At 43.3% G+C, this 26,211-nt stretch carries 20 protein-coding genes and 2 pseudogenes; 11 read left to right on the top strand and 11 right to left on the bottom strand.

Annotation, left to right across the window (positions count from 1 at the left end; all coding sequences use genetic code 11):
- Entirely contained in the window at window positions 1-342 is a 342-nt protein-coding gene (locus tag RMZ95_RS12855) for a KGK domain-containing protein (RefSeq protein WP_322684086.1), read from the bottom strand.
- A 525-nt stretch (window positions 343-867) separates the two neighbouring features.
- Here RMZ95_RS12855 and nrdJ (RMZ95_RS12850) point away from each other — a divergent pair.
- From nrdJ (RMZ95_RS12850) to RMZ95_RS12840, 3 genes and pseudogenes are all read left to right on the top strand, one after another.
- A pseudogene (gene nrdJ, locus RMZ95_RS12850) lies at window positions 868-2,097 on the top strand (ribonucleoside-triphosphate reductase, adenosylcobalamin-dependent); the annotation flags it as partial.
- 310 nt (window positions 2,098-2,407) lie between these two features.
- A pseudogene (gene nrdJ / locus RMZ95_RS12845) lies at window positions 2,408-3,481 on the top strand (ribonucleoside-triphosphate reductase, adenosylcobalamin-dependent); the annotation flags it as partial.
- 254 nt (window positions 3,482-3,735) lie between these two features.
- A complete protein-coding gene (locus tag RMZ95_RS12840; protein ID WP_322675059.1) occupies window positions 3,736-3,954 on the top strand; it encodes a hypothetical protein in 219 nt (72 codons plus the stop codon).
- A 527-nt stretch (window positions 3,955-4,481) separates the two neighbouring features.
- Here the strand turns inward: RMZ95_RS12840 and RMZ95_RS12835 are convergent.
- Window positions 4,482-6,245, bottom strand: coding sequence for a WD40 repeat domain-containing protein (locus tag RMZ95_RS12835; protein ID WP_322684085.1), 1,764 nt, complete (start codon window positions 6,243-6,245; stop codon window positions 4,482-4,484).
- 411 nt (window positions 6,246-6,656) lie between these two features.
- Complete coding sequence (locus RMZ95_RS12830; protein WP_322684084.1) at window positions 6,657-7,052, bottom strand: hypothetical protein; 396 nt, start codon at window positions 7,050-7,052, stop codon at window positions 6,657-6,659.
- 209 nt (window positions 7,053-7,261) lie between these two features.
- Between RMZ95_RS12830 and RMZ95_RS12825 the strand changes: the two genes are divergently transcribed.
- Window positions 7,262-8,242: a dienelactone hydrolase gene (locus RMZ95_RS12825; RefSeq protein ID WP_322684083.1), complete on the top strand. Its 981-nt coding sequence runs from the start codon at window positions 7,262-7,264 to the stop codon at window positions 8,240-8,242.
- A gap of 11 nt (window positions 8,243-8,253) precedes the next feature.
- The gene (locus tag RMZ95_RS12820; RefSeq protein WP_322684082.1) at window positions 8,254-8,931 is read left to right on the top strand and encodes an SDR family oxidoreductase; all 678 of its coding nucleotides are present in this window, start codon (window positions 8,254-8,256) and stop codon (window positions 8,929-8,931) included.
- Window positions 8,932-8,988: 57 nt separating this feature from the next.
- Here RMZ95_RS12820 and RMZ95_RS12815 read toward each other — a convergent pair whose 3' ends face one another.
- The 6 genes from RMZ95_RS12815 to RMZ95_RS12790 all read right to left on the bottom strand — a co-directional run bounded on the left by RMZ95_RS12815 (window position 8,989) and on the right by RMZ95_RS12790 (window position 16,491).
- Window positions 8,989-11,103 (bottom strand): xanthine dehydrogenase family protein molybdopterin-binding subunit, encoded by a 2,115-nt coding sequence (locus RMZ95_RS12815; protein WP_322684081.1) that lies wholly within the window; start codon window positions 11,101-11,103, stop codon window positions 8,989-8,991.
- A complete protein-coding gene (locus RMZ95_RS12810) occupies window positions 11,100-12,095 on the bottom strand; it encodes a xanthine dehydrogenase family protein subunit M (RefSeq protein WP_322684080.1) in 996 nt (331 codons plus the stop codon). Before RMZ95_RS12810 ends, RMZ95_RS12815 begins: the two co-directional genes overlap by 4 nt.
- Complete coding sequence (locus RMZ95_RS12805; RefSeq protein WP_409882550.1) at window positions 12,092-12,805, bottom strand: 2Fe-2S iron-sulfur cluster-binding protein; 714 nt, start codon at window positions 12,803-12,805, stop codon at window positions 12,092-12,094. Before RMZ95_RS12805 ends, RMZ95_RS12810 begins: the two co-directional genes overlap by 4 nt.
- A 769-nt stretch (window positions 12,806-13,574) precedes the next feature.
- Window positions 13,575-14,627 carry an aromatic ring-hydroxylating dioxygenase subunit alpha gene (locus RMZ95_RS12800; protein ID WP_322684079.1) on the bottom strand — a complete coding sequence of 351 codons (1,053 nt, stop codon included), beginning with the start codon at window positions 14,625-14,627 and terminating at the stop codon, window positions 13,575-13,577.
- A gap of 183 nt (window positions 14,628-14,810) precedes the next feature.
- The gene (locus tag RMZ95_RS12795; protein ID WP_322675067.1) at window positions 14,811-15,248 is read right to left on the bottom strand and encodes a secondary thiamine-phosphate synthase enzyme YjbQ; all 438 of its coding nucleotides are present in this window, start codon (window positions 15,246-15,248) and stop codon (window positions 14,811-14,813) included.
- 73 nt (window positions 15,249-15,321) lie between these two features.
- Window positions 15,322-16,491 (bottom strand): pyridoxal phosphate-dependent aminotransferase, encoded by a 1,170-nt coding sequence (locus RMZ95_RS12790; protein ID WP_322684078.1) that lies wholly within the window; start codon window positions 16,489-16,491, stop codon window positions 15,322-15,324.
- Window positions 16,492-16,914: 423 nt separating this feature from the next.
- Between RMZ95_RS12790 and RMZ95_RS12785 the strand changes: the two genes are divergently transcribed.
- From RMZ95_RS12785 to RMZ95_RS12765, 5 genes are all read left to right on the top strand, one after another.
- Window positions 16,915-17,907 (top strand): hypothetical protein, encoded by a 993-nt coding sequence (locus RMZ95_RS12785; protein WP_322684077.1) that lies wholly within the window; start codon window positions 16,915-16,917, stop codon window positions 17,905-17,907.
- A 284-nt stretch (window positions 17,908-18,191) separates the two neighbouring features.
- Entirely contained in the window at window positions 18,192-18,383 is a 192-nt protein-coding gene (locus RMZ95_RS12780) for a hypothetical protein (RefSeq protein WP_322675070.1), read from the top strand.
- 90 nt (window positions 18,384-18,473) lie between these two features.
- Window positions 18,474-19,625 (top strand): AI-2E family transporter, encoded by a 1,152-nt coding sequence (locus tag RMZ95_RS12775; protein ID WP_322684076.1) that lies wholly within the window; start codon window positions 18,474-18,476, stop codon window positions 19,623-19,625.
- Between the two features lie 207 nt (window positions 19,626-19,832).
- Window positions 19,833-20,579 (top strand): hypothetical protein, encoded by a 747-nt coding sequence (locus RMZ95_RS12770; RefSeq protein WP_322675072.1) that lies wholly within the window; start codon window positions 19,833-19,835, stop codon window positions 20,577-20,579.
- A gap of 881 nt (window positions 20,580-21,460) precedes the next feature.
- Window positions 21,461-22,630 (top strand): homocysteine biosynthesis protein, encoded by a 1,170-nt coding sequence (locus RMZ95_RS12765; RefSeq protein ID WP_322675073.1) that lies wholly within the window; start codon window positions 21,461-21,463, stop codon window positions 22,628-22,630.
- A gap of 146 nt (window positions 22,631-22,776) precedes the next feature.
- Here RMZ95_RS12765 and RMZ95_RS12760 read toward each other — a convergent pair whose 3' ends face one another.
- Window positions 22,777-23,799, bottom strand: coding sequence for a hypothetical protein (locus RMZ95_RS12760; protein WP_322675074.1), 1,023 nt, complete (start codon window positions 23,797-23,799; stop codon window positions 22,777-22,779).
- A 378-nt stretch (window positions 23,800-24,177) separates the two neighbouring features.
- Here RMZ95_RS12760 and RMZ95_RS12755 point away from each other — a divergent pair, with 378 nt between their 5' ends.
- Entirely contained in the window at window positions 24,178-25,071 is an 894-nt protein-coding gene (locus tag RMZ95_RS12755; protein WP_322684075.1) for a tetratricopeptide repeat protein, read from the top strand.
- Window positions 25,072-25,239: 168 nt separating this feature from the next.
- Here the strand turns inward: RMZ95_RS12755 and RMZ95_RS12750 are convergent, their stop codons facing one another.
- Window positions 25,240-25,860: a TMEM165/GDT1 family protein gene (locus RMZ95_RS12750; protein ID WP_322675076.1), complete on the bottom strand. Its 621-nt coding sequence runs from the start codon at window positions 25,858-25,860 to the stop codon at window positions 25,240-25,242.
- Between the last annotated feature and the right edge of the window lie 351 nt (window positions 25,861-26,211).

Below are 26,211 nucleotides of genomic sequence, written 5' to 3'. Positions count from 1 at the left end.
TTAGTTTTTACCTTCATTCAATTGCTGTCGAAGGTCGTCAAGGGGAGAGTTTTCGTGTTTGATGTCTAATCGATTATCTTCGATTTCAGTTTCATCAGGGCAAAATTCTAAGCACACTCTAATTTTACCTGTTCGCCATTGTTGACCGGGTATTAAAATACAACATTCAAACCCTTCTCCAAATACTCTCGATCCTGACGATGTAAAGTGTTCTGCCCAAATTTTTTTGATTTCCTTGAATAACTGAAACACTATTTGAGTGCGGGGTAAATTTTCAAATGCTTCTTGATGAAAATGCACAACGTCATCATCAGAATTTAGAGGTTCCCATTCATCATTCATAATCAATTTCCTGTAACTAAATTTATAGTTCCCAAGAGTTCGGAATTAATTGTTTGGATTTGACTTATAACTGCAACTTATTTAACTATCACTGCTAAGTAGGTCGGTGTAAAAATTTATTGTTGGGATAAGGCAAGAAGCAGGAGGAAAAAGGGTTTTAGTTTAGTTTATCTTTCTTCACATAGTTTGGTTTTATTGTGCCAACTTACTTAGTTGTGGGAAAGTAATGAAGAGATCCTGAGTACAGTTAGCGGTAGCGGAGCGTTTAGCCCATGCTGAGTAATGATAATCGGACTGAAGATGAGGCGATAGAGATAATTTACTTACAAATAATGGTGTTAACTATAACCGAGTATATTTTTCCCATCCAAGGGTGAGGGACATTATACATCATAAATTTCTGTTGTAATTAGTGCTGGGTAGAGCTAGCGTAAAGTGGACAATTTGACAATCTTTAATACTCAAACCACTTGGCGTATAGTCATAATCTGTCCGCACGCAAGAAGAACGTAAGACACTTAATATATGGTTCAGAATCTCGAAAGAACACGCCAGAGTGCAAGGTTTCCAGAAACTGCACCGGCTGCTAATCCCGTATTTTTTAGAACCTATAGCCGCCGTACAAAGGCGGGACTTAGGGAAACATGGGATGAGGTATGCGATCGCACTATACTCGGCTTAGTCGAGTTGGGAAAGCTAACTCAAGAAGAAGCTGCCACACTGGATAAGATGCAGCGTAACTTGAAAGCTATGCCCAGTGGGCGCTGGCTATGGGTTGGTGGTACAGACTGGATAACCAAGCCCAAGAACTTTTCCGGCGCTTATAATTGCACCTCTACCAATCTCGAAGACTGGAGTGCCTTCGGGTTAATGATGGATCTGGCAATGATGGGCTGTGGTACTGGAGCCGTCTTAGAACCACAATTTATTAACCAGTTGCCCCCCATCCGTAATCAACTGAATGTCACTGTACAAGGTGAAATTGGCAGCACTCCTGTGCAACAGCGACGTGAATATACTCAAACTCATATACAAGGAAATAACGTCACTATTCACGTTGGAGATAGCCGTGAAGGTTGGGTTGAATCATATCAAACCCTATTAGAACTTTCCAGTAACGAACAATTCTCAAAAGAAGTTGAAGTATTAGTTGATATCAGTGATGTCCGAAAAGCAGGAGAAACTCTCAACGGCTTTGGAGGAGTTGCTAATCCTGTAAAATTACCTGTACTGTATCAAGGGTGTGCATCTATTCTCAATAAAGCTTTAGGACGACAATTAAATTCAGTTGAATGCTGTCTATTAATCGATCAAGCTGCTGTCACAATTGTTGCCGGTAACATACGAAGAAGTGCGGGGATGCGTCAGTTTATTGCTGACGATGAACAAGGAGCCACCGCCAAAGATAACTTATGGCAGCAAGATGAAAATGGCAACTGGCGAATCGATCCTGAGCGTGATGCGCTCAGGATGGCAAACCATACCAGAGTTTTTCACCGCAAGCCGACCTTAGAAGAATGTGTTGGTGCTGTCCGCAAACAATATTACAGTGGTGAGGGAGCGATTCAATGGGCTGGTGAAGCTGTAGCGCGATCGAACATTGATTTGCTGCCAACACAATCTGACAAAGTTGAGTTTTTACAAGCTTATGAACAAGGAACAGCAAAACAATGGTTACAGGAACGTCATTCAAATCTGGATGCTAATGAGTTAGAACATCGTTTAGCTCGCTATGGGCTAAATCCGTGTGGTAAATGATTTTGCCTCACGTTAAAAACCTCGCAAAAACGGGGAAAGCTGAGATGCTAATCCCGTGGTAATCAAAGGAACTAAAAAGCCTTTGACACCGTACAGCGTAGAGAGTGAAACTAGATTGTATGAGAAATTGGTGTCTAGAATATAATCTCTCCAAGAGTGCGGGGGTGGATGTGAAAAACACTTGTGTTGAGCGGAGCCGAAACACTTTTATAATCTCAAGTCACATTTGCAAAATGTACGCGGAGCTACTGCAAATAATCAAGCAGTAGAACTAGGGGATAAAAAGCCTTTAGGGTAACAAAGAAAGGAAATCATCGGCAGTAATTTTCACTGCAATTTGTCTGAGGTTCACCTTAATCAAATCGACCCACGTAACTATAAAGAACAAGAAGAAGCTTTCACTGCTGGAGCGCTATCTGTAGCAGCACTTTTAAATCACAAATTCCTGGAACCACGCTATCAATACAGCCGTGAATTAGACCCGATTGTGGGAGTTTCTTTTACAGGTTTATTTGATTTCTTTGTCCATGCTTTTGGTGTTGATTGGCTGCGCTGGTGGGAAGCAGGAAGACCTGCAACTCCACAAGGATTAGCTTTCAAGCGCGAGGAAGAGAAATATCTCAGTTCTTGGAGAGATATTGTACATCGCGTAGTTTGGGATTACTGCGATCGCCACAATCTCAAGCGCCCAAATCGTTGTACCACAGTGCAACCGAGTGGTACTAAGGCTTTATTAACTAATGCTAGTTCGGGGTGGCATCCTCCTAAAGCGCAAAGATTCATTCGTCGGATCACCTTCGGCAAAAATGACCCAGTAGCTTTAGCTTGTATTGACTATGGTTACAACGTCATTCCCTCTCAATCTGATAAAGATGAACAAGGCAATTTGCTCAACGATCCCTTCGATCCGCGGGTGAGTGAATGGCTAGTGGAAATCCCTGTTTCTGTAACTTGGGCTGATTTACCAGGGGCTGATAAAATTGATGTTTCTAAGTTTTCAGTCTCAGCCCAATTTGATTTTGTCCTCCAGGTTCAACGTTGGTACGTGACTCACAACACATCAGCTACTTTGGAACTTCGCTCTGATGAAATTGAACCTTTAGGACAGCGCATTTACGAAACCATTCAGAATGATGAAGGATATATTTCAGCAGCCCTTTTAGCTCGTTTTGACGATTTGCAATCATTCCCACGTTTGCCATTTGAACCAATAAATAAATCAACCTACGATCGCTTAACTCAAGAGGTGAAAGCGCGACGCAAAACAGATGATTTCTGTGCAGTACTAAGCCGCTACGATTTAGGCGAAATGACAGAGGCTGGCCCTAGTGGTTGTGATTCTGATAAGTGTATGTTTCCCGATCGGGAACCAAGCTCGTAACGCGAAATGATCGGGGAGTAGGGAGTGGGGGACAAGGAGGACAAGGAGGACAAGGAGGACAAGGGGGACAAGGAGATAAACAAAACTTCTAACTCTTAACTCCTAACTCCTAACTCCTAACTCAGCACTCATTACTCATTACTCATTACTCAACACTGTTTTGCCCAATGCCCCATGCCCAATGCCCAATCCTTTAACACGTTACGATCAATTAAGAAGTAATAATTTTTTACGGCAGTGCCAGGAGTCTTTTTATGTTCATTAATGAATTGTCACCTATATTCAGAGAATTTACTCAGCATCCAGTCTCATTTGTAGGTGGGTTTTTCTCTGGTGTGCTTCGACTCAATCTTGCAGACGATCCAGTTAAAAGCTGGTTAGATAAACAGATCCGCTCAAATAGTTACACCAGCATCACAACGGATGCACATAACGGCAAAGCCAGTGGTCCTCAGCAGATTTCGATTGACTAAAAACTCCAACCTGACATAGTTTAATTTACTACAAAATAAGGAGTCAGTGCTGCCGATGGCAGCGCTGACTTTTACTTTTTATATCAAGTTCGGGTAATTAGTTATGATTTCCAGAGTCATTGCACCCCACCCCCAGCCCCTCCCCGCCTGCGGGGAGGGGAGACGAAGCGTAGCTTTGGCGGGGTGGGGTTCTTGGGGTTTAGTAAGTAATTAAGCGGACATGATATTACAATCAACATCTTGGCATTTGTTACTTTTGCAAGGTGTCTATTGTACTCCTGCAAAGAAGCAAGCTACGTAGAAAGTGTGATGATGAATTACTAATACCATTTATTTGTGAGGCTGCGCCAAATTTTCTTTCTTTGTGACGGCAGTCGCTCATGGGGGAAACCCCCAAGACCGCGCTGCCTCTCCTTTGCGCCTTCTCTAACGAGACGCTGCGCGTAGCAAGATCCCCGAAGGGGTATGCAGTTCGTTTTTCTTTATATGGTTTAGCGCATCTTCATACAGAATTGGTATAACTACGATTAACTGCGTTGCCAAATTTTAATTGTCTTATCCAAACTGCCACTGACTAACATTTCGCCGGAAGCTGTGAAGGCTAATGCTGTGACTATATTCCCATGACCTGTAAACGTAGCCAGCAATTCCCCGGTTTGTAAATGCCACAACTTGATGGTTTTATCAGCACTACCGCTAGCGATAATTTGTCCATCGGGACTTAAAGCGATCGCATATACCCTATCTCTATGTCCTTTAAGGGTATGAAGTAATTCTCCAGTCTCCAATTGCCAAACTTTAATCGTTTGATCCCAACTACCACTCACAAGCAGTTTAGCATCTGCACTGATTGCTAAGGAACAAACGATGTGAGAATGACCCATGAGGGTATGCAGTGGTTGTGCATCTTTTAAACTTTTGATCCCCGTTTGGGGTGAGGTTCGCCAAACTTTGATTTTGCGGTAGCTACCTGTAACGAGAGTTTCGCCATCTCGACTTAAAACTAGGGAATGAGCAGCTGTATCATCTAAGGAAAGTGCGATCGCAACCTGACGATGCATCAAATCCCAAAAGAGAATTTTTCTGTCATCTCCCCCTGTCGCTAACATTCTGCCATCTGGGGTGAAAGCAGCACACCGCACTACCCCATTGTGTTTGTGCAAAATATCTATCAAGTCTAAAGCGCCTACGTGCCAAAGCTTAATTGTCGAATCTGCACCGCAACTTACTAAAGTCTGTCCATCTGAACTAAAAGCTAGGGAATTCACTTCATCCACCAGCCCAGATATTACCCAAGGATACTCTGATAATGTCTCTATTAATTCGCCCTTGCTTAAATCCCAGAGTTTCGTCTCTCCACGACTACCACTTGCCAAAATGGGTAAGGCTTTGCCATTATTACACCCGGAACTGAAAGCTAGGCAATTAATCCCTCTGGTGTGTCCTTGCAAAGTCTGCCAGCATTCCCAGTCACCGATTATAGCTTTGAGACAATGTTCTGATGGTAGAGTCTGTATTGTATCTGCGATCGCTCTCTCATTAATTACTGGCGACGTGTCTTTTTTACCCATCAGTGATTCTAAATACCAACTTAACCCCCCTGCATATAACAAATTACTCGGAGTCACATACAGTTTTGGTTCGCTAAATTCAAGTTGATTTGTAGGTAAAAACCCTGTTATAATACTTTGCTTTTCGTAACCTAAATTACCTGTAAATGGATAAAATAAACAGAGAAAAATTAATACTTGGTGATTTTTTAAATCTTCTTGAGTAACTGACCACCTAATTTTGTCTTTTTTAATACCATTAAAACTTTCTCCATCAGCAACGTAAACTTGAACACTTAGCTGAGGATGATCTTTGAGTATATAAGGAAATTTACTTTCGCCACCCAAATTTCCCTCATCATCTAAAATCATGTTTTGCAAAGTATCTTGTGACACCTTTTTTACTAACTTGCCCAAGCGTTCGCTTATTACCCTGTCAACAATATGCTCCCGGAAAAGATAATCTTGGGCTTGTTGTTGGAAGTATTTGGGAAAAGGTATCGTCCAGTCAGGAGGCTCAGGATATTCCGGCGGCGTCGGCGGCGGATTTTTGGCGAGAACTTCTGCTTGTTGACGAGAAAGTTCTTGGAGTCTAGCCAATGGCTCGCCCCAAAAGGCTATAACTTCAGTGTGACAACCTTTAACTTGACTTTCCAGCAAAGATAAGTCATAAGTTTTAGGTTTTTTCACACGTTGAAGGAAGTCAATTTGTTGAGCTTTGAGTAAGCTAATCCAATCCATCTACATTCCTGCGGCAAACTATTGCATACCTACGGTAAGCTATACAAACGCAATTACTCAAGTTTATAACCTTAGTTAATTAAAAATTCAGTAATATTAACAGTCTAATAAAACACAGCCATTGACAAATGTTTCCGGGAAAGAGATAGATGGATAGCACTTAGACATTTCATGAACTGATGCAGTTGAAGTATATAGAATTAAATGATATCAGTCAATTCTAACGGAGATAGAGATCGAGATACTGTTTCTAGAGAAACACTTCTAGCTGCAAAGGAAAGTTAAATTTGAGACGGATTTAAAGATTGCAGTCACGTTAAGTCAGCAAATAGCTACATAAAAATCACCTAGTAACGATAATTCTCGGAAATATCCTCTGAAATCGAAATAAATGGTGAAGATTGGCTAATTTTAACCTTTGCGTTTTGGTTGTTTGGGTGTAGTACTTACATTAGATGAGTCGCCAAAAGTATCCCTTGCTTCTATTTGTTTAATTTTCATTTGTAAGTTCAAGTCATCGCTGCTAACAATTGTTTCTAAATTCGCTAATCTCCGTTCTAACAGTTCTATTTGCTGCTGTTGCAAATAGTTAGTTTTGGATTTTTGCTCATCAGAACGCCAAACAGCAACTGTACCAACAGCTGCGCCACCAATAGCAACTAAAGGAAGAATAGCACCGCTTCTAGTAACGGCTGACAGTGGCACGCAAACTCCCAGAATGGCAACTGTAATTACCCAAATTCTTGTGGTGGCAGATAATCTGACATCTTGGTATTGTTCGAGATTGGGTTGAGATTTTTTAGCCATAAGTTTATCCACAGAAAAGTTATTTGCTACATTTGCACAAATGTTTACTAAATTACTTCCTACAATGGGGTTAGGTATAATTGCTATCCTAATATTATTTTTGTAATTATGATTACTCAGTTATTTGCGATCGCAAGATTAGGATGGCTGGGAGTAGTTGTACCTGGGCAATAGAATAATTTTCGGAAAATGATATTAGGAAAAACCAGATGACAGTTGATAATTTTTTCCAAGCTGCTAAAATTGAGGGTTTTCAGTCTCCTTACGATACCATTCACCTGAAAATTTTCTATCCAGCACAGATGCCGAGTCAGGTAGAAATAAATAGGGAAATTTTGCCAGTTGATTTAGAAAAGGCACCTTTTCCAGTAGTGATTTTCTTCAACGGCTTTAACTGTGATGCTCAACAATATCAATGGTTGGCGGTTAAACTCGCTGAACGTGGATTAGTGGTGATTCTCTTTAACTGGATTGCAGAAGTTATGCCAGGAATAATTAGTCTGACTCCAGGGATTGATTTTGAAAAGAGGAAACCAACAATTTATCGTACTGTTCCGACTGCTTCGGCTTTGCCTGCACTGCTAGCGAAAGTAGAACAGTTACAGTCCGAGGGGATTTTAGCTGGAATGCTCGATCTACAACGAATAATTTTAGGTGGACACTCCGCAGGTGGTAGAGTAGCAATCGAAAATGCCGATCCTGATTTTTTCCCTCAAATTGCAGGATCTTTTGGCTATGGTTTACACACTGCGGGAACGTTATTACAGGGGTACGAGGCAGATACTATCTTACCTTTACCAGATTCCCTACCACTTCTACTGATGGGAGGAACCCGCGATGGAATAATTGCGAACGGCAGCGATCGCTATGGTATAAGTCCTGGAAATGCTACCACCCCAGTCATCCGTACATTCCAAGAAGCAATTACTGGCGGACGAAATGATAGCTATCTACTACTTTTGGAAGGGGCAAATCACTTTTCGATAGTTGATCGGCTAGACTCCACCTTAAAGACACCCTTGTTGGACTTTCCCGCCACCCAACCCCAAGAAAGCTTCCGTTTGCTGATAAGTGAAATCATTAGTTTGTTTATTGACACTCATGTTCGCCATCAACCAGAAGCATCTCGGTCGCTTGAGCAATTATTAAATACTGCCAATCCTCTGATAAAATCCTTTGAGCGTAAATAATTAAATTTATTATGACAAGTGCATCTTATATTTTTCTAGCTGGAGCAAGTCGCGGGGTTGGTCGAGAAATTGCTCAATATCTCACAGCACAACAGCTAAAGGTTAAAGCACTCCTGAGAACAGCAACAGTTGCTAGTGAACTAGAAGCAATGGGTATTGAAATAGTTCAGGGAGATGCCTTGAATCTTGGCGATGTCGAACGCGCAATGGTAACAGATGCACCTATTCACACTGTTATCAGTACAATTGGCGGTTTACCATCAGATGTAGAAAGGCCGGATTATCCTGGTAACAGAAATCTGATCGATGCAGCAGTTAAAGCTGGAGTGCAAAACTTTATTCTTGTATCTTCCATAGGTGCTGGCAATAGTGTTGTTGCTGCCTCACCCCAAGTTTTAGAGGTACTGGGAAAAGTTTTAGCTGAAAAAGACAAAGCCGAACAACACTTAATTGCCAGTGGACTCACCTATACAATCATCCGTCCTGGTGGACTAAAGTCAGAACCAGCAACGGGTAATGGCGTTTTAACCGAAGATCCGCACATTATTGGTAGCATCAATCGTGCAGATGTCGCGCAGTTAGTTGGTCGCAGTTTAAATAGCGATCGCGCCAATAATAAAATATTGTCAGCCGTAGACCGAAATATGCTGTTTGGGCAAAGAGAATTTGCAGAATTTAGTTTGGGTTAGTGCCCCAAAAGCTTCTTCTCAATGCCCAATGCCCCATGCCCAATGCCCAATGCCCTTTTAGATCAACTTGTCAGGTGTAATGGGTAAATCACGGATGCGCTTACCTGTGGCATGGTAAACTGCATTGGCGATCGCAGCTGAAACACCTGTGATCCCAATTTCGCCTACACCTCGTACACCTGCTGGGTTGAAGTTGAAGTCAGGTTCGCCGACGAAGGCCACCTGAATGCGAGGAATATCTGCATGGGCTGGGAAGTGATAGGTAGCAAGGTCATAAACCACGGGATAGCCGATGTTTGGATCGACTTGGCACTCCTCCATTAAGGCTTGCCCAATACCCATAATCACGCCACCACGGACTTGACTGGCTACTGTCTTAGAGTTGATAATTCGCCCGATATCCATGACTGACACCCAGCGCGTCACCCGCAAACGTCCGATTTCTTCATCCACGCTGACTTCGCAAAAATGTGCGCCCCAAGATTGGAACGCCCATTCCTTGGTTTCATCGCCAGGAGCGGAGGATGCTGTGGCCTCAATTGCCGCTTGGCCAGACTGACTCAGAGTTGCAAACGCCTCTTGTGCGGTCTTAGCATTAGCAGTTTTCAGAACTTGCTCACAAGCTGACATGACCGCCGGCAAAAGAGATGCTGTCATCATGGAACCACCCGCCATGCCTCCATCTGGTAGTAAGGAGTCGCCCAACTCTACTTGTATCTGTTCGACGGGTAGCCCCAATGCGTCTGCTGCTGTGGCCGCAACAACGGTATATGCGCCAGTGCCCATGTCATTCCCAGCGCTGAGAACATGGGCAGTACCATCTGGTAGCAGCCGTACCTTGACTGATGCTGCACCTCGCCTGCCAGGGTAGGTTGCTGCCGCCATCCCCCAACCAACGAGTTTACTATCGCGTGTCAAAGAACGCGGCTGTTTTGGTCTGTCTTTCCAGCCAAATTGCTCTGCACCCAAGAGCAAACAGTCAGCAAAATGTTTGGCTGAGAATGGCTGACCTTGGCGTTGGTGTTCTTTAGTTTCGTTTTTTAGGCGCAGTTCTACCGGGTCAATCTTTAGCATCCAGGCCAGTTCGTCCATCGCTGACTCCATCGCCCACATCCCAGGATTCTCTCCTGGGCCGCGCATGAATGTTGGTGTACCGATGTTCAGCACCGCTAGTTCCTGCTTCAGTTGCAAATTCGGCGCTGTGTACATAACTGGCGTGACCGAGGTACAGGGTTCTGTAAAGACATCCACTGGTGAGGTACAGGATTTTACCTCATGGGCGATCGCAGTTAAACTACCATCAGCAGTTGCTCCCAAGCGCATAGTTTGCTCGGTTTCGGAGCGGTGTCCGGCGTTCGCTGTCATTTGCCGTCGGCTGAGGACGACTCTGAGAGGACGCTGAAGTTCACGGGCAGCCGCAGCACAGAGAATACCGTGGGGCCAGGGAAAGGCTTTAGAGCCGAAAGCTCCACCCAAAAAAGGTGTGACGAGACGAACCTGTTCAGTTGAAAGTCCAAACAGTTGTGCATAGGTGCGCTGAGTTGCCAACACCCACTGAGACGGCTCGTAAACAGTGAGAGAATTTGCATCTTGCCAGTGGGCAATGGTCGCATGAGGTTCCATCGCCGCGTGCAGTTCGATGGCTGTCTTGTAGGTGGCTGTAAGTTTCGTTGTTGCACTCGCCACCCCTGCCGCAAAATTCCCCTTTTCAAACTTTAGCTCTTGACCCAACTGCGGTGGTGCCTCCTTGAAGGTGGCTTTCGCAGCTTCCACAACTGGCTTTTGGCTTGTGTATTCCACCTTGACCAAATGCGCTGCATCACGCGCCCGCTCGAAGGTGTCTGCTACTACCAAACCGATAATTTGCCCAGCATAGTGAATTTTGTCATCCGACAACGGCAGACGAGCCTCGTAGATTTTCGAGGTCGTAAAGTCGTTGGCTGGCGTAAACACTTTCGGCGAGTTTTTATGCGTGAAAACATCTATCACACCTACTGCCTTTTCTGCCACACTGGTGTCGATGTTTTTAATTTGCCCATTGGCAATGCTGGCGGTGACAAGATAACCGTGAACCAGACCTGGAATTTGATGTTCTGCGGCGTAGGTTGCCGTGCCCGTAACCTTTGCCCGTCCATCCTTGCGGTTGATGGCAGTCCCAATTACTTTGTTCATGCTACGCCTCCTCCTTTAGCTGACACCGAGAGTGCGCGACGAATTGCCCGCTTTGCCAAGTCAACTTTGAAACTGTTATGAGTTAATGGTTTCGCTTCTTGAAGTGCAATTTCTGCCGCCTGTTGAAACGTTGCAGTATTGGCACTCTTGCCGATCAAAAACTTTTCTGCTTCCTTTGAGCGCCAAGGTTTATGGGCTACGCCACCCATTGCCAAGCGTACATCTTTAATCTGCTCGCCTGCCAAGTCAATCGCAGCTGCCACAGAGACTAATGCAAAGGCATAGGAAGTGCGATCGCGTAACTTTAAGTAAACCCCTGATTTGGCAAACGGCACTGGGGGCAGAACTACAGAGGTAATCAACTCACCTGGCTCTAAATTGGTATCTCGCTGGGGTGTGTTCCCTGGTAGTCGGTGAAAGTCTGTTAATTGTATTTGCCGCTTACCTTTGGGGCCTTCCACAACAACAACAGCATCCAGAGCCGCAAGAGGGACACACATATCCGAGGGTTGAACTGCTACGCATTGGTCGCTAGCCCCAAAAATGGCGTGCATCCGGTTGATGCCCGTTGCTGCTGGACAGCCGCTTCCCGGTTGCCGTTTGTTGCAAGGGAAGGCGGTATCGTAGTAGTAAGGACAGCGAGTACGTTGCAATAGGTTGCCCCCTACGGTTGCCATATTGCGGATTTGCTGAGACGCACCAGAAAGAATCGCCCTAGACAGGATTGGATAATCGCGGCGAACATCAGGATGGTCTGCCACTGCTGTGTTAGTTACCAGCGCTCCAAGGCTCAGACCACCCTCACTTGTCCGTTCAATGCGCTTCATCTCTAATCGAGAAATGTCGATAAGTTGCGATGGCTCATCTAGGAAAACTTTGAGACGGTCAACTAAATTCGTACCGCCCGCAATCAATATCGCATTTTGGTCATTCGTTGCCCGTTGAACCGCATCCTTCACAGAGGTAGCACGGGTGTAAGTGAAGTTGTTCATCTGAGCATCTCCTGGGGTTCATTGACCATCACAGTTGCAGCAGGAGAGGGCGGTTTTTGTCCGATTACCTGCTGGACTGCTGCCACAATGCCGTTGTAAGCACTACATCGACAGAGATTACCACTCAGTCGCTCCTTGATTTCAGCTTCAGAGAGTTCAGCTAACTGTGGGGGACTAGCCAAATCTGGCGTGACAACGCTGGCACAGCCACGTTTGACTTCATCAAGTAAGGCAACAGAAGCACAAATCTGTCCTGGGGTACAATAGCCGCACTGGAAGCCATCGTTATCAATGAATGCTGCTTGCACTGGATGGAGAGTATCGCCCTTCGCCAGCCCTTCAATGGTGACGATCGCCTTGTCTTCCTGCATCACTGCCAAAGCTAGGCAGGAATAAACTCGTTCACCATCGATCAGAACAGTACAAGCCCCACATTGTCCGTGATCGCATCCCTTTTTGCTGCCCACTAGCCCCAGGCGATCGCGTAGCGCATCTAAGAGTGTGACACGTGGCTCAAGGTCGAGGGTTTGCTGCTCGCCGTTAACAGTAAGTTTCACATTCATCTCACCTGGGTTACTTTGGCTAGCTTCCTTTGCTATAGTTGTCTGATTGAGTAATGAGGGAGCGGCTATAGCCGTTCCGGCAGCAGTCAGTGCCTGTCCCAAAAAACCGGGTTGGGATGTTATTTCTGCCCTTTTTTTGTCTTCCATAATTCGTACTTCTAGATTGAATAATGCAGTAATTCTGAAAACTTAGGGATATGCATAGCTATTTAGTATTGTGTACATAATTAAGGTTGAGTGCAGGTAAGAGTCTGGGAAAATAAGGAAAAAATCAGACAAAGTACGCTTCTCAAAATAGCTGGATCGTCTTCTCAGCCGTGGATTTAGCATAATATTGCTGTTTGTCCCACCTCTATTGACTAGAGCGATCGTTCGCTGAGTATTTCTTAACAAAACGAAATATTTTGTATTGGGTTAAAATGCAATACGCTTGGGTTAAGGCTAAAACTCTTTATCAAAGTCAACTTTTTTAACGTAGACGCTTCTCCTGTCGGAGACGCTACGCGAACGGCTTGCCGCAGGCTACCGCAGAGGCGCAGAGAAGCCAGTGCGCCCTTGCGGGTTCCCCGACTTGTTCGCGCAGCGTCTCCCCTTGGGAGAAGCAACTGGCGCGAAACAGAGAGAAGAGATAAAAATGCTCAATGTCTATTTGAGGCTAAATTCTCAGTTTTGGTTTTTAGGCGATGTCTACGACGTGGCAAGAGAAGTAAATCTGGCATTGCAGAACAGTGGGATTACAGCTATTTTCAGGTAAATAGACCACCCAGTAGGGGCGCAAGGCCTTGCGCCCTTACAACAGATGTGGTTCAAATACTTGAATTCTGCTGTAATTTGGGCAAGCAGGGGAGGCAGGGGGAGAGATCAGCCTTAGTTGCTAAATCATCCCGCAAAGGGAGCAAGGCTGTAAATCTCAATTTTAAGCACGCCAACGGAGTATTTGACCCTTGACAGGATTGACAAATTCTCGTCTTTCAGCGACTGATCGAGCATACTCCCGCTTTAACTGGTAGTACCACTGTGCCTGCATATCTGAGTCTTTAATCAGCCGCAGCACAGGATTATATTTCAAACCAATTTGCTGTTTTTCTACCACCGTTCGGTCTTGGCCAATGAAAGTCCGCGCCAGCACGTGTAACAGTGGCTTGAAAAATCCTACCCAAGGAAGTGTCCAGTAAAGAGCAAAAGTTACCTCCGTTTCTGTGTCTGAAATTGGTGTAACTGCCGTCAAATTAACGACTCGATTATTACCAATGGTGGTTTCTTCAATTCTGACTCCAGGTAAACGAAAGGAAATTTCTGTTTCCGGGACACCACCGCCAATCAGCCAGTATAATCGACCCCCATTCGCAGGTAATCGGTGTCGTCGCATCGTAAAGCCGTAGGGCGAAGCATCAAATTGCTTTACTTCTTCGTGCAATTGCTCATTTCGCCACCACCAAGCGCGATGAACGTAGGGTGAATGAGCCGGGTCCATCAGACCTACCACTGCATGATCTATAAAACAAGGAAATTTTACCACTTCTACAAACTGGTGCGATCGCCCATCAAACCCTGGAATTACCGGAATTTCCATTTCAGATGCAGGTTGAGGGTTATCGGGATCGGGCATATATATCCAGATATTCCCTTGGGCTTCGCGAACACTATATGACTGCACGTCGAAGCGACTCAAATCCATTTGCTGTTCCTCCACAAGAGAAGGTATCGCAGTACAACGCCCAGCAGAGTTAAAGCGCCAACCGTGGTAACAACATTCAACTTCTTGCCCGTTGAATCTCCCACAACTCAAGGGCACACCACGATGGGGGCAAATGTCCGTTATTGCAGACACTTTACCATCTTGGCTGCGAACTAACAGCACCGGTTCTCCTAAGAAAATGCGGCTAATCATCATGCCTGGCTTGATTTGATTGCTAGGCAGAGCATAGTACCAAGTATTACGTAATACAAAATTATCGTTATTTTTCATAGTTAATTGCGTCTGCCTTTGACACAACAAAAGTCCTGGTTTGTGGAAAGGAAGGTGATGCTGGAAAACATTCTTTCAGGTTTTTAATTGCTGTAGATAAATTCAACTGATGTACTTCTTGATTGTGTTCGTAATTCTCTCAGATTTAGGTTGTTCTCAGAGCATTGCAGGTGTGAAGTTGCATTATTCACCAGAAATTTGTACAAATACCGTTCTTTTACGCGGGCCATCTAACTCAAAAAACAATACAGATTGCCAGGTTCCCAAAGCTAATTTACCATCCACAATGGGAATTATCTCATTTGTGGTCAGCATCATTGCCATCAAATGAGAGTGAGCATTAATCGGCTCATCTTCTGGGACATCTCTTAAATGCAAATCATTATGCAAATAGCGGTCTGATTCTGGTGCGATTTTTTGCAAAAATACTTTTATATCTTCTAATAATCTGACTTCATTTTCATTGATAGATAACGCTGTTGTAGTGTGTTGAGAAAATACTAAAGCTTGTCCATTTTTAATTGATGTTGAGGCAATAAAATCTTGAATTTGTGGGGTGATATTATGAATATTAATTTTTGGCTCAGTTTCAATTTCAATTAACTTATGAATAATTGGCATCTGTTGAATTTTATATTTGGGATTGGAGGCAGGAGGCAGGAGGCAGGAGGCAGGGGGCAGGAATGGATGACTTTTAACTCCTAACTATAGTTTCCAAACCCTGCACTAATCTTTCTATACCTTCTTTTGCTGTCTCTTTTTGTAATGCCCCATAGGCAACGCGTAGATAGCATCCGTCATCTATGCCAAAAGTTGTACCTGGAATAACTGCGACTTTATGTTCCTGGATCAGTTGTTTGACTAACTCAAAAGCATCCATCTGGGTATGAACTTTGAGGAAAAAATAGAAAGCGCCATTGGCAGGGATAATGCTACATAAGCCTTGTAGACGATTAAGGGAGTCTAATACTAGTTGGCGTACCTGAGCTATAGCTCCTATATGACTCTTCAAATAATCCTCTTTTGCCTGCAATGCCCCTAAAGCTGCATATTGAGAAATGACTGGCGGACAAATCAAAATTGTATCTTGGACTTTTTTAACAGCGACAAGTAAGTGTTTGGGAATCACCATGTAGCCAATGCGCCAACTCGCAAAACCGTATGCTTTAGAAAAGCTATAAAGAGAAATGGTGTACTCGCTGCTATTACTAAATGAGCCAGGTGAAACGTGTTTTACACCGTTATAGGTAAAGTATTCATAAGCTTCATCGCTGATGTGGTAAATACTGTGAGTAGCACAAATTTGATTTACTTGGCGCAATGCAGCTTCAGAATAGACAACTCCAGTGGGATTATTTGGTGAAATCGTCACCACAGCCCGTGTTTTAGGAGTAATTGCTTGAGCGATCGCATCTGGGCGCAATTGGTAATTTTCATCCGTCGCCACTAATACCGCACGACAACCAGCCATTGCGATCGCCATTTCGTGGTTGAAATAGTAGGGGGTATTGAGAATAATTTCGTCGCCTGGGTTAGTGATAGCAAGAATGGCATTCATAAATCCCATATTGCTCCCTGCTGTCACAACAATGCAGTTTTCCCCGTTGATTTCAATCCTGTTGAAGGCTTGCAATTTCCCTGCAAGTGCTGTCAGTAGAGGGGGAATTCCCTCAACTGCTTTGTATAAATTATTAGTTGGTTCGGCTAAGAATTTGGCTAAAAATTCTATGGCTTCATGTGGTGGGTTGTAAGAAACAACACCTTGTCCTAGAGAAATGGTTCCAGGAGAGTTTTTAATCAGTTCCCCAACCACAGGAATAATTGGCGATTGTACCGCCTGCATACGAGAGGTTAGGGATTCCATATTTTCTTGCCTATGTACCTGCTTTTAGTATCTCTTACTGTGTTGTTTTTTGCTGCATATATTTTTGTTTTTAACCGATTTGTACCTTTAAAATTTTCTTTTAAAGGCAATCAGATATACTTAAACAGGTCTAAATTTTATTTAGACTAGGACTTACGCAAGTGTCACCAAAAAATCGGATTTTTAGTTTGTAGTAAGGGCTTTAGCCCTTATTTTGTTCGCGGAGCGTCTCGCAGAGAGGACTAAAGTCTTCACTACGAACTGAAAATAATATGCCAGTTGCGTAAGTCCTGTAGACTATACTTTACGGAAAATTTATAGAGATTTTAAACTGGATTGATATTAGTGGATATCTATCTTTTGGAGTGTAAGTTAGAATGCCATTAGAAAGTTAAAGCTTACATACTATTAATTAATCAAAATATGTTTATTTCACAACGTGGCATTATCACCTATGCTTACGGAGCATCTTATTATATAGAAATGGCCAAGTCATTAGCACGTTCTCTACGTCTTCATTCACCAAATATTCCGCGTGCTATTGTTACCGATCGTGAAGATGATAAAGATTTGCTAGAGCTTTATGATTGCGTTATCAATCTTAGAAAAGAATACGGTTCTAACGTAAAGCAAAAATTTCACCTTTATGATTATTCTCCATTTAAATATACACTTTGCATTGATAGTGATTGCATAGCAGTAAGGGATATTAATTTTATTTTTGATGATTTTAAAGGCAAAAGTTTTAGTGTGGCAGGTGATGTATATCTTCAAGCAGGCGATAAAGATACATTCATTAATGTAGATGACACACTCAAACGATTTAATCTGACAAAATTACCTAGATTTAATGGAGGTCTCTATTATTTTGAAAAAAACGATACTGCTAAGGCATTTTTTGAAACAGCACTAGAATTGGCAAGGGATTGGCAAACGCTAGGTATTAGTGAATTTCGTGGTGATGGCCCTAATGATGAACGTATTTTTGGTCTAGCTATGATGCTACACAATCAAAGTATGTTTGAAGATAATGGTCTGATGATGCGAACACCTATTGGTCTTCGTGGTTCTTTTAATATAGATGCTATTAAAGGTAAATCTACTTTTCAAAAATACAATCAGGTGGTGTCTCCGGCTCTTGTACACTTTGCCTGCGTTTGGGGAGAGCATCCCGTATATCATCGTGAAGTAAGAAAGTTAAAAAACCTAGATAAAGGTGCAGCCCACCAGGTCAAGTTTAATATATTTTCCGCAATTCAATATAAGTTTGGCTATCAGATTGCTCTATTAAGATATATAGCTAAACGTGTACCTAAAAATCCTCAATATATTCAAGCTAGAGTGAAAAAACTTTTGATACAACTGTCTGAGTTGATTAAAACTAAATATAGAATTGAGGCAGTTCAGAGCAAATAAAGTTTGCTAAAACTCTGCATTCCTTTGTGTTTAATTTAAATTACTCAAAGGCTGTTTTGGTTACTTTATGTCAAGCTTTAAGAGTCTATAAGGTGCTGTCTGGGGTTCAGACACCACTAACAAAGTGTAATAGCGATCGCGTCTCACATTCTTCGTTGCTGATAGGTACTAAAAATTATATTTTTGTGAAAACCACAAGGATTGTATCTGTGGGTTTATTCTAGAAACTACACGGTACAGCACAAATTTGTATGTACCACAAAAATCTGTATTGCCGTACTTTTATGGAAAATCAACTAGGATTAATTCTAAAACTGCTTTTACTTTCGGCTTTGTTATCAGTATTGATTAAGTATGCAGGGCCAAGTCTACCAATTCCGGCGACAGCAACCAACGCGCTGATTATAGTATTTTTGCCGATTGCGATCGTAGCGATCGCTCTACTGTGGCGATTTCAAGCAGAAAAACAAAATTAACTCAAATCATTTACGCACAAGTTCCTAAAATCAGCTAACCTAGCTTAATTACAAGAAAATTGCATCTTGCCAACGGTTGGGAGTTAGCCTGTGAACCTCGGTCAATGGATCGGCTTAATCGCCATAGTTCTTTCTTTATACATCTTGTGGCAAATTCGGGAAGTGCTTTTGCTGATGTTTGCCGCAGTTGTGTTAGCCACCACCTTAAATCGGCTAGCGAAACGCTTCCAAAGCTTTGGGATGAGGCGCGGATTCGCCGTCCTCCTAGCAGTAGCTATCTTTTTCGCAGGTGTTGTGGGTTTTTTCTGGCTAATTGTGCCGCCATTTGCCCAGCAGTTTCAAGAACTAACCTATCAAGTTCCTAGAGGGTTTGGACGCTTTAATAGTTGGCTTGATGCCCTGAGAACTCGTATTCCTGACCAGTTAGTTCCTTACATCCCAGATATCAATAGTCTCATCCAACAAGTACAGCCCTTCGCCAATCGGCTACTGGGAAACTCCTTTGCTTTTGTATCTGGTTCTTTAGAAGTCGTCCTCAAGATTTTGCTAGTGTTGGTTTTAACAGGAATGATGTTAGCCGACCCCGTGGCTTATCGCAAAGTGTTTGTACGGCTTTTTCCCTCATTTTATCGGCGGCGGGTAGATGGAATTTTAGATAAGTGTGAAGTCTCTTTAGAGGGATGGATTACAGGCGCTTTCATTGCCATCTTTGTAGTGGGCGTGATGAGTCTGATTGGCTTATCAATTTTGCATGTCAAGGCAGCACTTGCTTTAGCGGTTTTAGCGGGATTTTTTAACTTGATTCCCAATCTGGGGCCAACGATGAGTGTAATCCCAGCAATGGCGATCGCCTTCTTAGATGAACCTTGGAAAGCGATCGCTGTCTTAATTCTCTACTTTATTATTCAACAGATTGAGAGTAATTTCATCACGCCTGTTGTCATGGCGCATCAAGTCTCATTGCTGCCAGCCATAACCTTAATTGCCCAGCTATTTTTCGTCACTTTCTTTGGCTTTTTAGGATTATTTCTAGCCCTACCCCTGACTGTTGTCGCTAAGATTTGGTTGCAAGAAGTATTAATTAAAGATGTTTTGGATGAATGGGGAAATAATCATACACAAGAGACTGAGTTTGTGATAGTTTCTCAATCTCCAGAAGCCGATGAGAATTGGAATGCAAAAAATGTAGATATTAATAATAAGTCATCGATTGATGATGATATTTTGAAACCAGAAGATTAGTCACTCAATTTTTGATTGCAGAAAAAGGCGATCGCTTTGGGGTTTGATAATAAGCGATCGCAAACAAGTATATGGTGGATATCCAATCTCCGATAGACATCACAATCGCCTATCATCTTTGTAAAACTCACCTGCTAGGTGGACGCTACTAAAAATCAAGCAGACAATAGGGGGAAAATAATCAATTCATATATTGGAGGGTAAGCTTTGAAACTAAATCAAGTTATTGCGATTTTACAAACCGTTAAAGCTAACACCACAAAAGCAAAAACAGGCATATATCATCTGATTCAAAAAAGTGCAATGTTTCAAGGGATTTCGCGGACATTTCAGCCAGTGGCTGAAGATGGCTTCGTATATCCTCCAGAAAATCAGACACTGCAAATGAAAGCAGAAGATTTGCTGAGTCAATTTGAGCAAGCTTGTGCAGAATTATTTAACTTATGTGCCACCCAAGATTGGGCTAATGCCCAGGCTAAAGCAGATATAGTAGTTGACGGAACCACCATTTTACGAGAAGTACCCGTTTCTTACCTCTTGTTTTTGGAAAAGCAGTTAGTTGATGTTAAAACGTTCATCTCAACACTGCCTGTTCTAGATACTAGCGAATCTTGGGTTTACGATCAGCAGCAAGAATGTTTTGCCACTGAACCGAAACATACCACCAAAACCAAAAAAATAGTTAAACCTGTGGTGCTGTATGAAGCCACAAAAGAGCATCCCGCGCAGGTAAAAGAGTCTTCAGAAGACGTGCCAGAAGGAACTTGGCGAACAGTCAAGTTTTCTGGAGCAATTTCTCAAGCAAGACAAAATGAATTGCTGCGGCGGGTAGATAGGCTCATGCAAGAAGTGGTTTTTGCTAGAGAACAAGCAAATAGTTTAGAAGTTACTCAACAAAATCAAGTTGCCCGCTCAATTTTCGGCTACTTGTTTTCACCCTCAACATTTAGGTAAAATAGTTTTGGAGCGCAAGTTTAGTTTCAGTGTCTATAGGAGAATATGTAGGTTCGAGTCCTACTCCCTCGACTTAATTAAACCGAGGGATAGCCAAAGGGTAAAGGTACTCCTCGACACAATCAACCTTATATTTAGTCTTAGGCTATTGCTCCAAGCTAAGGTTAAAAATTCACGTTCTGTATCAACCTCTGCGAATTAATGTCAGTGGGACATGGGTTCAAATCTCGTCCGGGTCTCCAAAATCTTGACCTGGTAGTTTAGCGGTAAAACACCACGACTTAAAGATTAAATTTGCAGAAACCGGAAATTAACTAGGCAGAAATTGTGAAAACATACTGAAAGCTGTAAACTTTTGGTACCAACCCCCAGACATGGACATTGCCTGGGGGATTTTAATTGGAAGAGGTTCGTTAAAATTATTCATGAACAACAAAATCCTCAGCTTCTTAAAAAATTGAGGATTTTGCAATGCGGCTAAATCTAAAATCCAAAATTAATTAACTGATTTTGATTGATAATGCAAGGCTTTATTTATAGTAATTTTACGTAGTGATAAAAAATATTTTAGACAGATAGAGCTTGCTTCCCCCAAAAAATGTACAATTTGGACTTTGCAATATTTGAATTGTTTTTTTGGAATTTTAACCTTATCCAGGGTGTTAAGCTGTCACGCAGATATTGCTGGCAAATGTTTCGAGATGAATAGAGGTATGAGTAAAAATGAATGTCAAAACGTAGTCATGCTACATCTCTACAAAGGTTCTAGATAAATGTATTTAATTATACTAAGTGTCTAATTTACGCTACTCCCCATTACCCCTTATCCCCAGAGGGGGCCCCACCATCCCCATTCACCAGGAAGCGCAAGCACTGATAAGATGCGAACAATTGCAGAAATTAACGAGAAAATTAGTCGCCAACGGGCGGTAGTGTTGACAACTGAAGAATTAAAAGCACGAGTTGTAGAAATCGGTGTTATTAAAGCTGCGAAAGAAGTTGATGTAATTACCACTGGTACTTTTGAGCCGATGGAATCAAGTGGTGCAATTATCAATCTGGGACATACCGATCCCCCAATAAAAATTCGCCGTTGTTGGTTAGATGGCGTGCCAGCATACTCTGGTTTTGGGGCAGTAGATTTATATTTGGGTGCGAGTTGCGCTGTGGAGACGACGGATGGGGAAGAAGTGCGAGAACGTGGTGGTGGTCATGTAATCGAAGATTTGATTGCTGGTAAATCTATACACGTGAAAGCGCAAGGGCAAGTAACAGATTGTTACCCCAGAGCAAATTTTGAAACTACAATTACCAGTGACACAATTAATCAGTTTTATTTATTTAATCCGCGCAATCTTTATCAAAATTTTATTGTTGGTGTAAATGGTGGCGATCGCCCCCTTTTCACCTATCTCGGCCCTTTACAGCCGCGTTTGGGGAATGCTGTTTATTCTAACCCCGGTGCGATTTCCCCCTTACTCAACGACCCCGATTTGCAACTCGTTGGTATAGGTACTCGAATTTTTTTAGGCGGCGGTATTGGCTATGTCGCTTGGGAAGGCACTCAGCACTTCCCCTTACAAAAGCGTTTAGCTAATCGTACACCGATCGGGCCTTCCGCCACTTTAGCTTTAATTGGTGATGCCAAACAAATGGATGCTCATTGGGTGCGGGGGTGTTACTTCAAAAGTTATGGCCCCTCATTAATGTTAGGGGTTGGGGTACCACTACCTGTATTAAATGAACAAGTAATTGAACACTGCGCTGTCCAAGATAGAGACTTAGTAGCCCCAATAGTAGATTTTTCCATTCCCCGGCGCGTCCGTCCCACCTTTGGTTTAGTGAGTTACGCCCAACTCAAATCTGGGTGGATCGCCATAGAGGGCAAAGCAGTACGCTCTGCCCCCTTAGCGAGTTTGTTTTTTTCTAGGCAAGTCGCCTTAGAGTTGAAAAAGTGGATCGAAGCAGGTACGTTTACCCTGACAGAACCAGTTTCTCCAATTCCGATGGAGCGATCTTTTCTACCCCAAGACCGGCGGACGGATTTTTGATTGGAGCAGGGGAGGAGGGAGACAAGGGGGACAAGGGGGACAAGGGGGACAAGGGGAAATTATTGAACAAATCTCTCCCAAATCTCTCTCATCTTCCTTGTCTACCTTGTCCCATGCCTCATGCCCAATGCCCAATGCCCCATTCCCTACTCTTGAGTCGGTTTCGGTCGCTTGATCGGTTTAGGAGCGGGTGTTCTTGGTATAGGTTTTGACACCACTGAAGGGTCGCCACCTGTACTTGTTTTCTTGATGGGACGAGGGGTTTCGCCAGTGCGTCTGGGGGGGAATGGTTTTCTACCACCAGCACCACCAATGCCAGCACGAGGCCCACCTTTAAATGGTGGTTTGCGTTTTTTGGGTAAATCAGCGATCGCCTCAGCTTTTTCTACTACTAAAACGTCTGCTTCCCGCTTGGCTTGGAAGTCCCAGAATTTTCCCACTGCTTTGGTAGTTAGCACACCCCTCAATTTCAACTTAAAATATTTGGGTTTGTCAGTTGATTTACGTGGAGCCTGCCTAATTTTGACTACCAAGCTTTTAGCATCAAAAGATTGGTATACTACTTCACCACGAACAGAAAAACCACCATCAGTAACTTCTGATGAAGGTCTGGGGGCAGTTGTATTTAGTTCAGAGTTCTCGGATAAGCCATCATCGAGTGTCTGTAATTGCAACTCCAAATCCGATTCGTCCTCATCTGTTGAGTTTTTAGCCAGATTTTCTGGCTCCCAAACTCCGACGATTTGGATGTGCAAGGTATCATTTTCTTGTCTGGTACGTGGGTATACTACCCACAAGTGTTCTTTTTCTAAGTCTAGATGATTCTTGACTAAGCTCATAATCCGGCCTAGGAGGACGGCATTGAGTTCTACACCATCTGCGGTTAACAGCGTACCTTGAGTAAATTGTTCGCTGCTAGCATGATAGCGACCCCGGACTAAGCCGATCGCTCGATACTGCATCGGTTCGCTGGGAGGTGGAATCGGTTGCTGGCGATTAATCAAGTTTCCATTTGAGTCAGTCTCGCTGGTGTTGACAGGCAAATTGTCAACTTGTTTAGAGGACTGGGCTGCTATGCGAACATTAGCGCCTGCCTCTACGTTAGTTGGGCCCTGGTTAGAGGCAGAAGAATTGGAAGATTCAGGCAACGGCATCAGGTCGGAATTCATAAAAACTCCTTGCGGCACAGACACATCCCATTGTGGGATTTTACAAAGGCAGCTGGAAAGAGCATTTGTGCGACTGATGAAAGTATATTGGCTTTTCACAAAATCACACTAGGGTACTCTATACAATCCTAAAGGCGCTAAATTTAATGTATAAACACTAAATGTCTAATTTAGCGGCTTTACACTAGTTTCGGAAGCATATCATAGCTACAATTCTGACGGCTCCTCCTAAAGTCATCACTTACTTTAGCAGTGTGGATAGTTAATTGTTATAAAATTCACAGGCAATTGGCGGTATTCCGCAAAGTTTTGGAAATTTTTAACTTTACGATTTGTGTAAATGATAATGTCATTAAAATTTAGGAGAAAGACAAAACCGTGTCTCAACCGCGCAATCGTTGGATAGTTCAAGTCGTCTTAGCGGTGGCAATTCTTGCTTTTGTGGGTGTTTCGGTGATTCCCATAATTGGAGCATTTAATAATACGCCACCCTCAAGTCAGAATACCGCTAGCACCAGAGGTAGTTCGCCCTCTGCTGACCAAAAATCAAAACTGGAAGACGAAGCACGGGGTTATGAACAGGTTTTGCAACGGGAACCAGAAAATCAGACTGCGCTTAAGGGTCTGTTACAGGCGCGGCTGCAATTACTGAGTCAAAAAGATAAAAGTGAGGTTAAACCAGCGGATATCCAAGTTGTCATTGAACCCTTAGAAAAGCTAGCGAAGCTGAATCCCGAACAATCAGAATATTCAGTGCTACTAGCTCAAGCCAAACAGCAAATTGGCGATCGCGAAGGAGCCGCTCAAGCTTATCGTTCGATTTTGTCCACTAAACCGGGCGATTTGAATGCTTTGCGAGGAATGGTGGCTCTGTTAATCAGTCAGCAACGCCCCGAAGCAGCCATTGGTTTGTTGCAAGAAACCCTCTCTAATGCAGCCCAAGCAAATACAATTCAGCCTGGAAGTGTAGATATAGTAGCGGTGCAGGTGCTGTTAGGTTCTGTTCATGCTTCCCAGAAACGCTACGCTCAAGCTAGCTCTGTATATGACCAGGCAATTAAGAAAGATCCCAAGGATTTTCGCCCCGTCGTGGCAAAAGCGATGCTCCTGAAACAACAGGGCAAAGACGCAGATGCAAAACATTTGTTTGATAGTGCTGTAGCTTTAGCACCTGCTCAGTACAAAGACGGAATTAAAAAGGCAGCAACGGCTTCCCCCACACCTAATCCTGTTGCATCTCCCGCGCCTTCACCGGAAAGTACGCCCAAGTAAGGGTATTGGGCATTGGGCATTTGTACTGAGCGAAGCCGAAGTATGGGGCATGAGGAAGAGATTTGGGGATAAGGGGAAGGGAAAGACTTGTTGCAAGTTCTAACTTTTGTCACCTTGTCCCCTTGTCCCCTTGCCTTCCCTGATCCTCTGCTCCCCTGCTTCTTCCCCTCATGCTCCTTCAATGGCTGCAACTACACCAAAGACTAAAAACAGACATCCGCCAATCAGGGTGAGTTGACGCTCAGAAATGCGTCCGGCAATCATTTTGCCGCCGATAACTGCGATCGCAGCACAAATGGCATGTCCTAAAATTGCACCTATTGTCACTCCAATGGGATTATTACCTGCTGCTAAAGCAATGGTGGCAATTTGGGTGCGATCGCCCCACTCTGCCATAAATGTCAACGCAAAGGCTTCTATGATAATTGCCAAACCAGTCTTTTGCTTTGGTAACTGCAAATCTGCTTGTTTTACCGCAGTTTCAGCTTCTTGTACAACTTCTGTATCACAAGCAGCATTGGACATCTTACTAGCGTCATACAACAGCTTGATACCGAAGGCAATAAATAAAGCTATTTCGGCGTAATGAATATAAACTTTTGGCAACAAAGATACTGCTTGTCCAAATATCACCGAAAGGATTGTCATCGCGGCTAAAGCAGCTGTCACACCGATAAATACCAGCCGCCGTGGGTGGTGCATTGCCAAAATCACAGCAATAAAAAATGTTTTATCGCCTAACTCTGAAACCGTGATTAGTAATAAACCTGCGGTAAAAGCTGTTAACACTCTCTCAAGCTCCTGAAGAATCGTTTACCGATGTGAAGCTTGATGAGAACCAAAAGACCTCACCAAGTTTACACTTTTCGGTGTGAACTTAGTGAAGGTCTCGCTTTCAAATATTGATTATTTGCCATCTGAACCAGGCTCATCGCCAGTATGTTGATTCAGATGTACTGGCTTTTATGTTTTTATACCAGCAGCTACTCCCCTTCTATGCGATCGCAATCATACATATTTTCTATGTATCAAGTCAAGAGAGTAGACATATAGAGGTATAACTTGAGAGTGAAACAGCACATATAGCAATCCGATTTGATTTCTGAATTAATCGTAGGGACTAGGGACAGATCGGAAGAG

The sequence above is a fragment of the Nostoc sp. DedQUE07 genome, from assembly GCF_034530975.2.
In the GTDB taxonomy this organism is placed as follows: Bacteria; Cyanobacteriota; Cyanobacteriia; order Cyanobacteriales; family Nostocaceae; genus Nostoc.
The sequence above is the reverse complement of the archived record's forward strand: the minus strand, read 5'-3'. Positions and strand labels throughout refer to the sequence as shown.

Coding starts and splice junctions, on each gene's coding strand:
- RMZ95_RS12855 (WP_322684086.1), bottom strand. CDS start 342: ATGAATGATGAATGGGAACCTCTAAATTCTGATGATGACGTTGTGCAT.
- RMZ95_RS12840 (WP_322675059.1), top strand. CDS start 3,736: ATGTTCATTAATGAATTGTCACCTATATTCAGAGAATTTACTCAGCAT.
- RMZ95_RS12835 (WP_322684085.1), bottom strand. CDS start 6,245: ATGGATTGGATTAGCTTACTCAAAGCTCAACAAATTGACTTCCTTCAA.
- RMZ95_RS12830 (WP_322684084.1), bottom strand. CDS start 7,052: ATGGCTAAAAAATCTCAACCCAATCTCGAACAATACCAAGATGTCAGA.
- RMZ95_RS12825 (WP_322684083.1), top strand. CDS start 7,262: ATGACAGTTGATAATTTTTTCCAAGCTGCTAAAATTGAGGGTTTTCAG.
- RMZ95_RS12820 (WP_322684082.1), top strand. CDS start 8,254: ATGACAAGTGCATCTTATATTTTTCTAGCTGGAGCAAGTCGCGGGGTT.
- RMZ95_RS12815 (WP_322684081.1), bottom strand. CDS start 11,103: ATGAACAAAGTAATTGGGACTGCCATCAACCGCAAGGATGGACGGGCA.
- RMZ95_RS12810 (WP_322684080.1), bottom strand. CDS start 12,095: ATGAACAACTTCACTTACACCCGTGCTACCTCTGTGAAGGATGCGGTT.
- RMZ95_RS12805 (WP_409882550.1), bottom strand. CDS start 12,805: ATGGAAGACAAAAAAAGGGCAGAAATAACATCCCAACCCGGTTTTTTG.
- RMZ95_RS12800 (WP_322684079.1), bottom strand. CDS start 14,627: ATGAAAAATAACGATAATTTTGTATTACGTAATACTTGGTACTATGCT.
- RMZ95_RS12795 (WP_322675067.1), bottom strand. CDS start 15,248: ATGCCAATTATTCATAAGTTAATTGAAATTGAAACTGAGCCAAAAATT.
- RMZ95_RS12790 (WP_322684078.1), bottom strand. CDS start 16,491: ATGGAATCCCTAACCTCTCGTATGCAGGCGGTACAATCGCCAATTATT.
- RMZ95_RS12785 (WP_322684077.1), top strand. CDS start 16,915: ATGTTTATTTCACAACGTGGCATTATCACCTATGCTTACGGAGCATCT.
- RMZ95_RS12780 (WP_322675070.1), top strand. CDS start 18,192: ATGGAAAATCAACTAGGATTAATTCTAAAACTGCTTTTACTTTCGGCT.
- RMZ95_RS12765 (WP_322675073.1), top strand. CDS start 21,461: ATGCGAACAATTGCAGAAATTAACGAGAAAATTAGTCGCCAACGGGCG.
- RMZ95_RS12760 (WP_322675074.1), bottom strand. CDS start 23,799: ATGAATTCCGACCTGATGCCGTTGCCTGAATCTTCCAATTCTTCTGCC.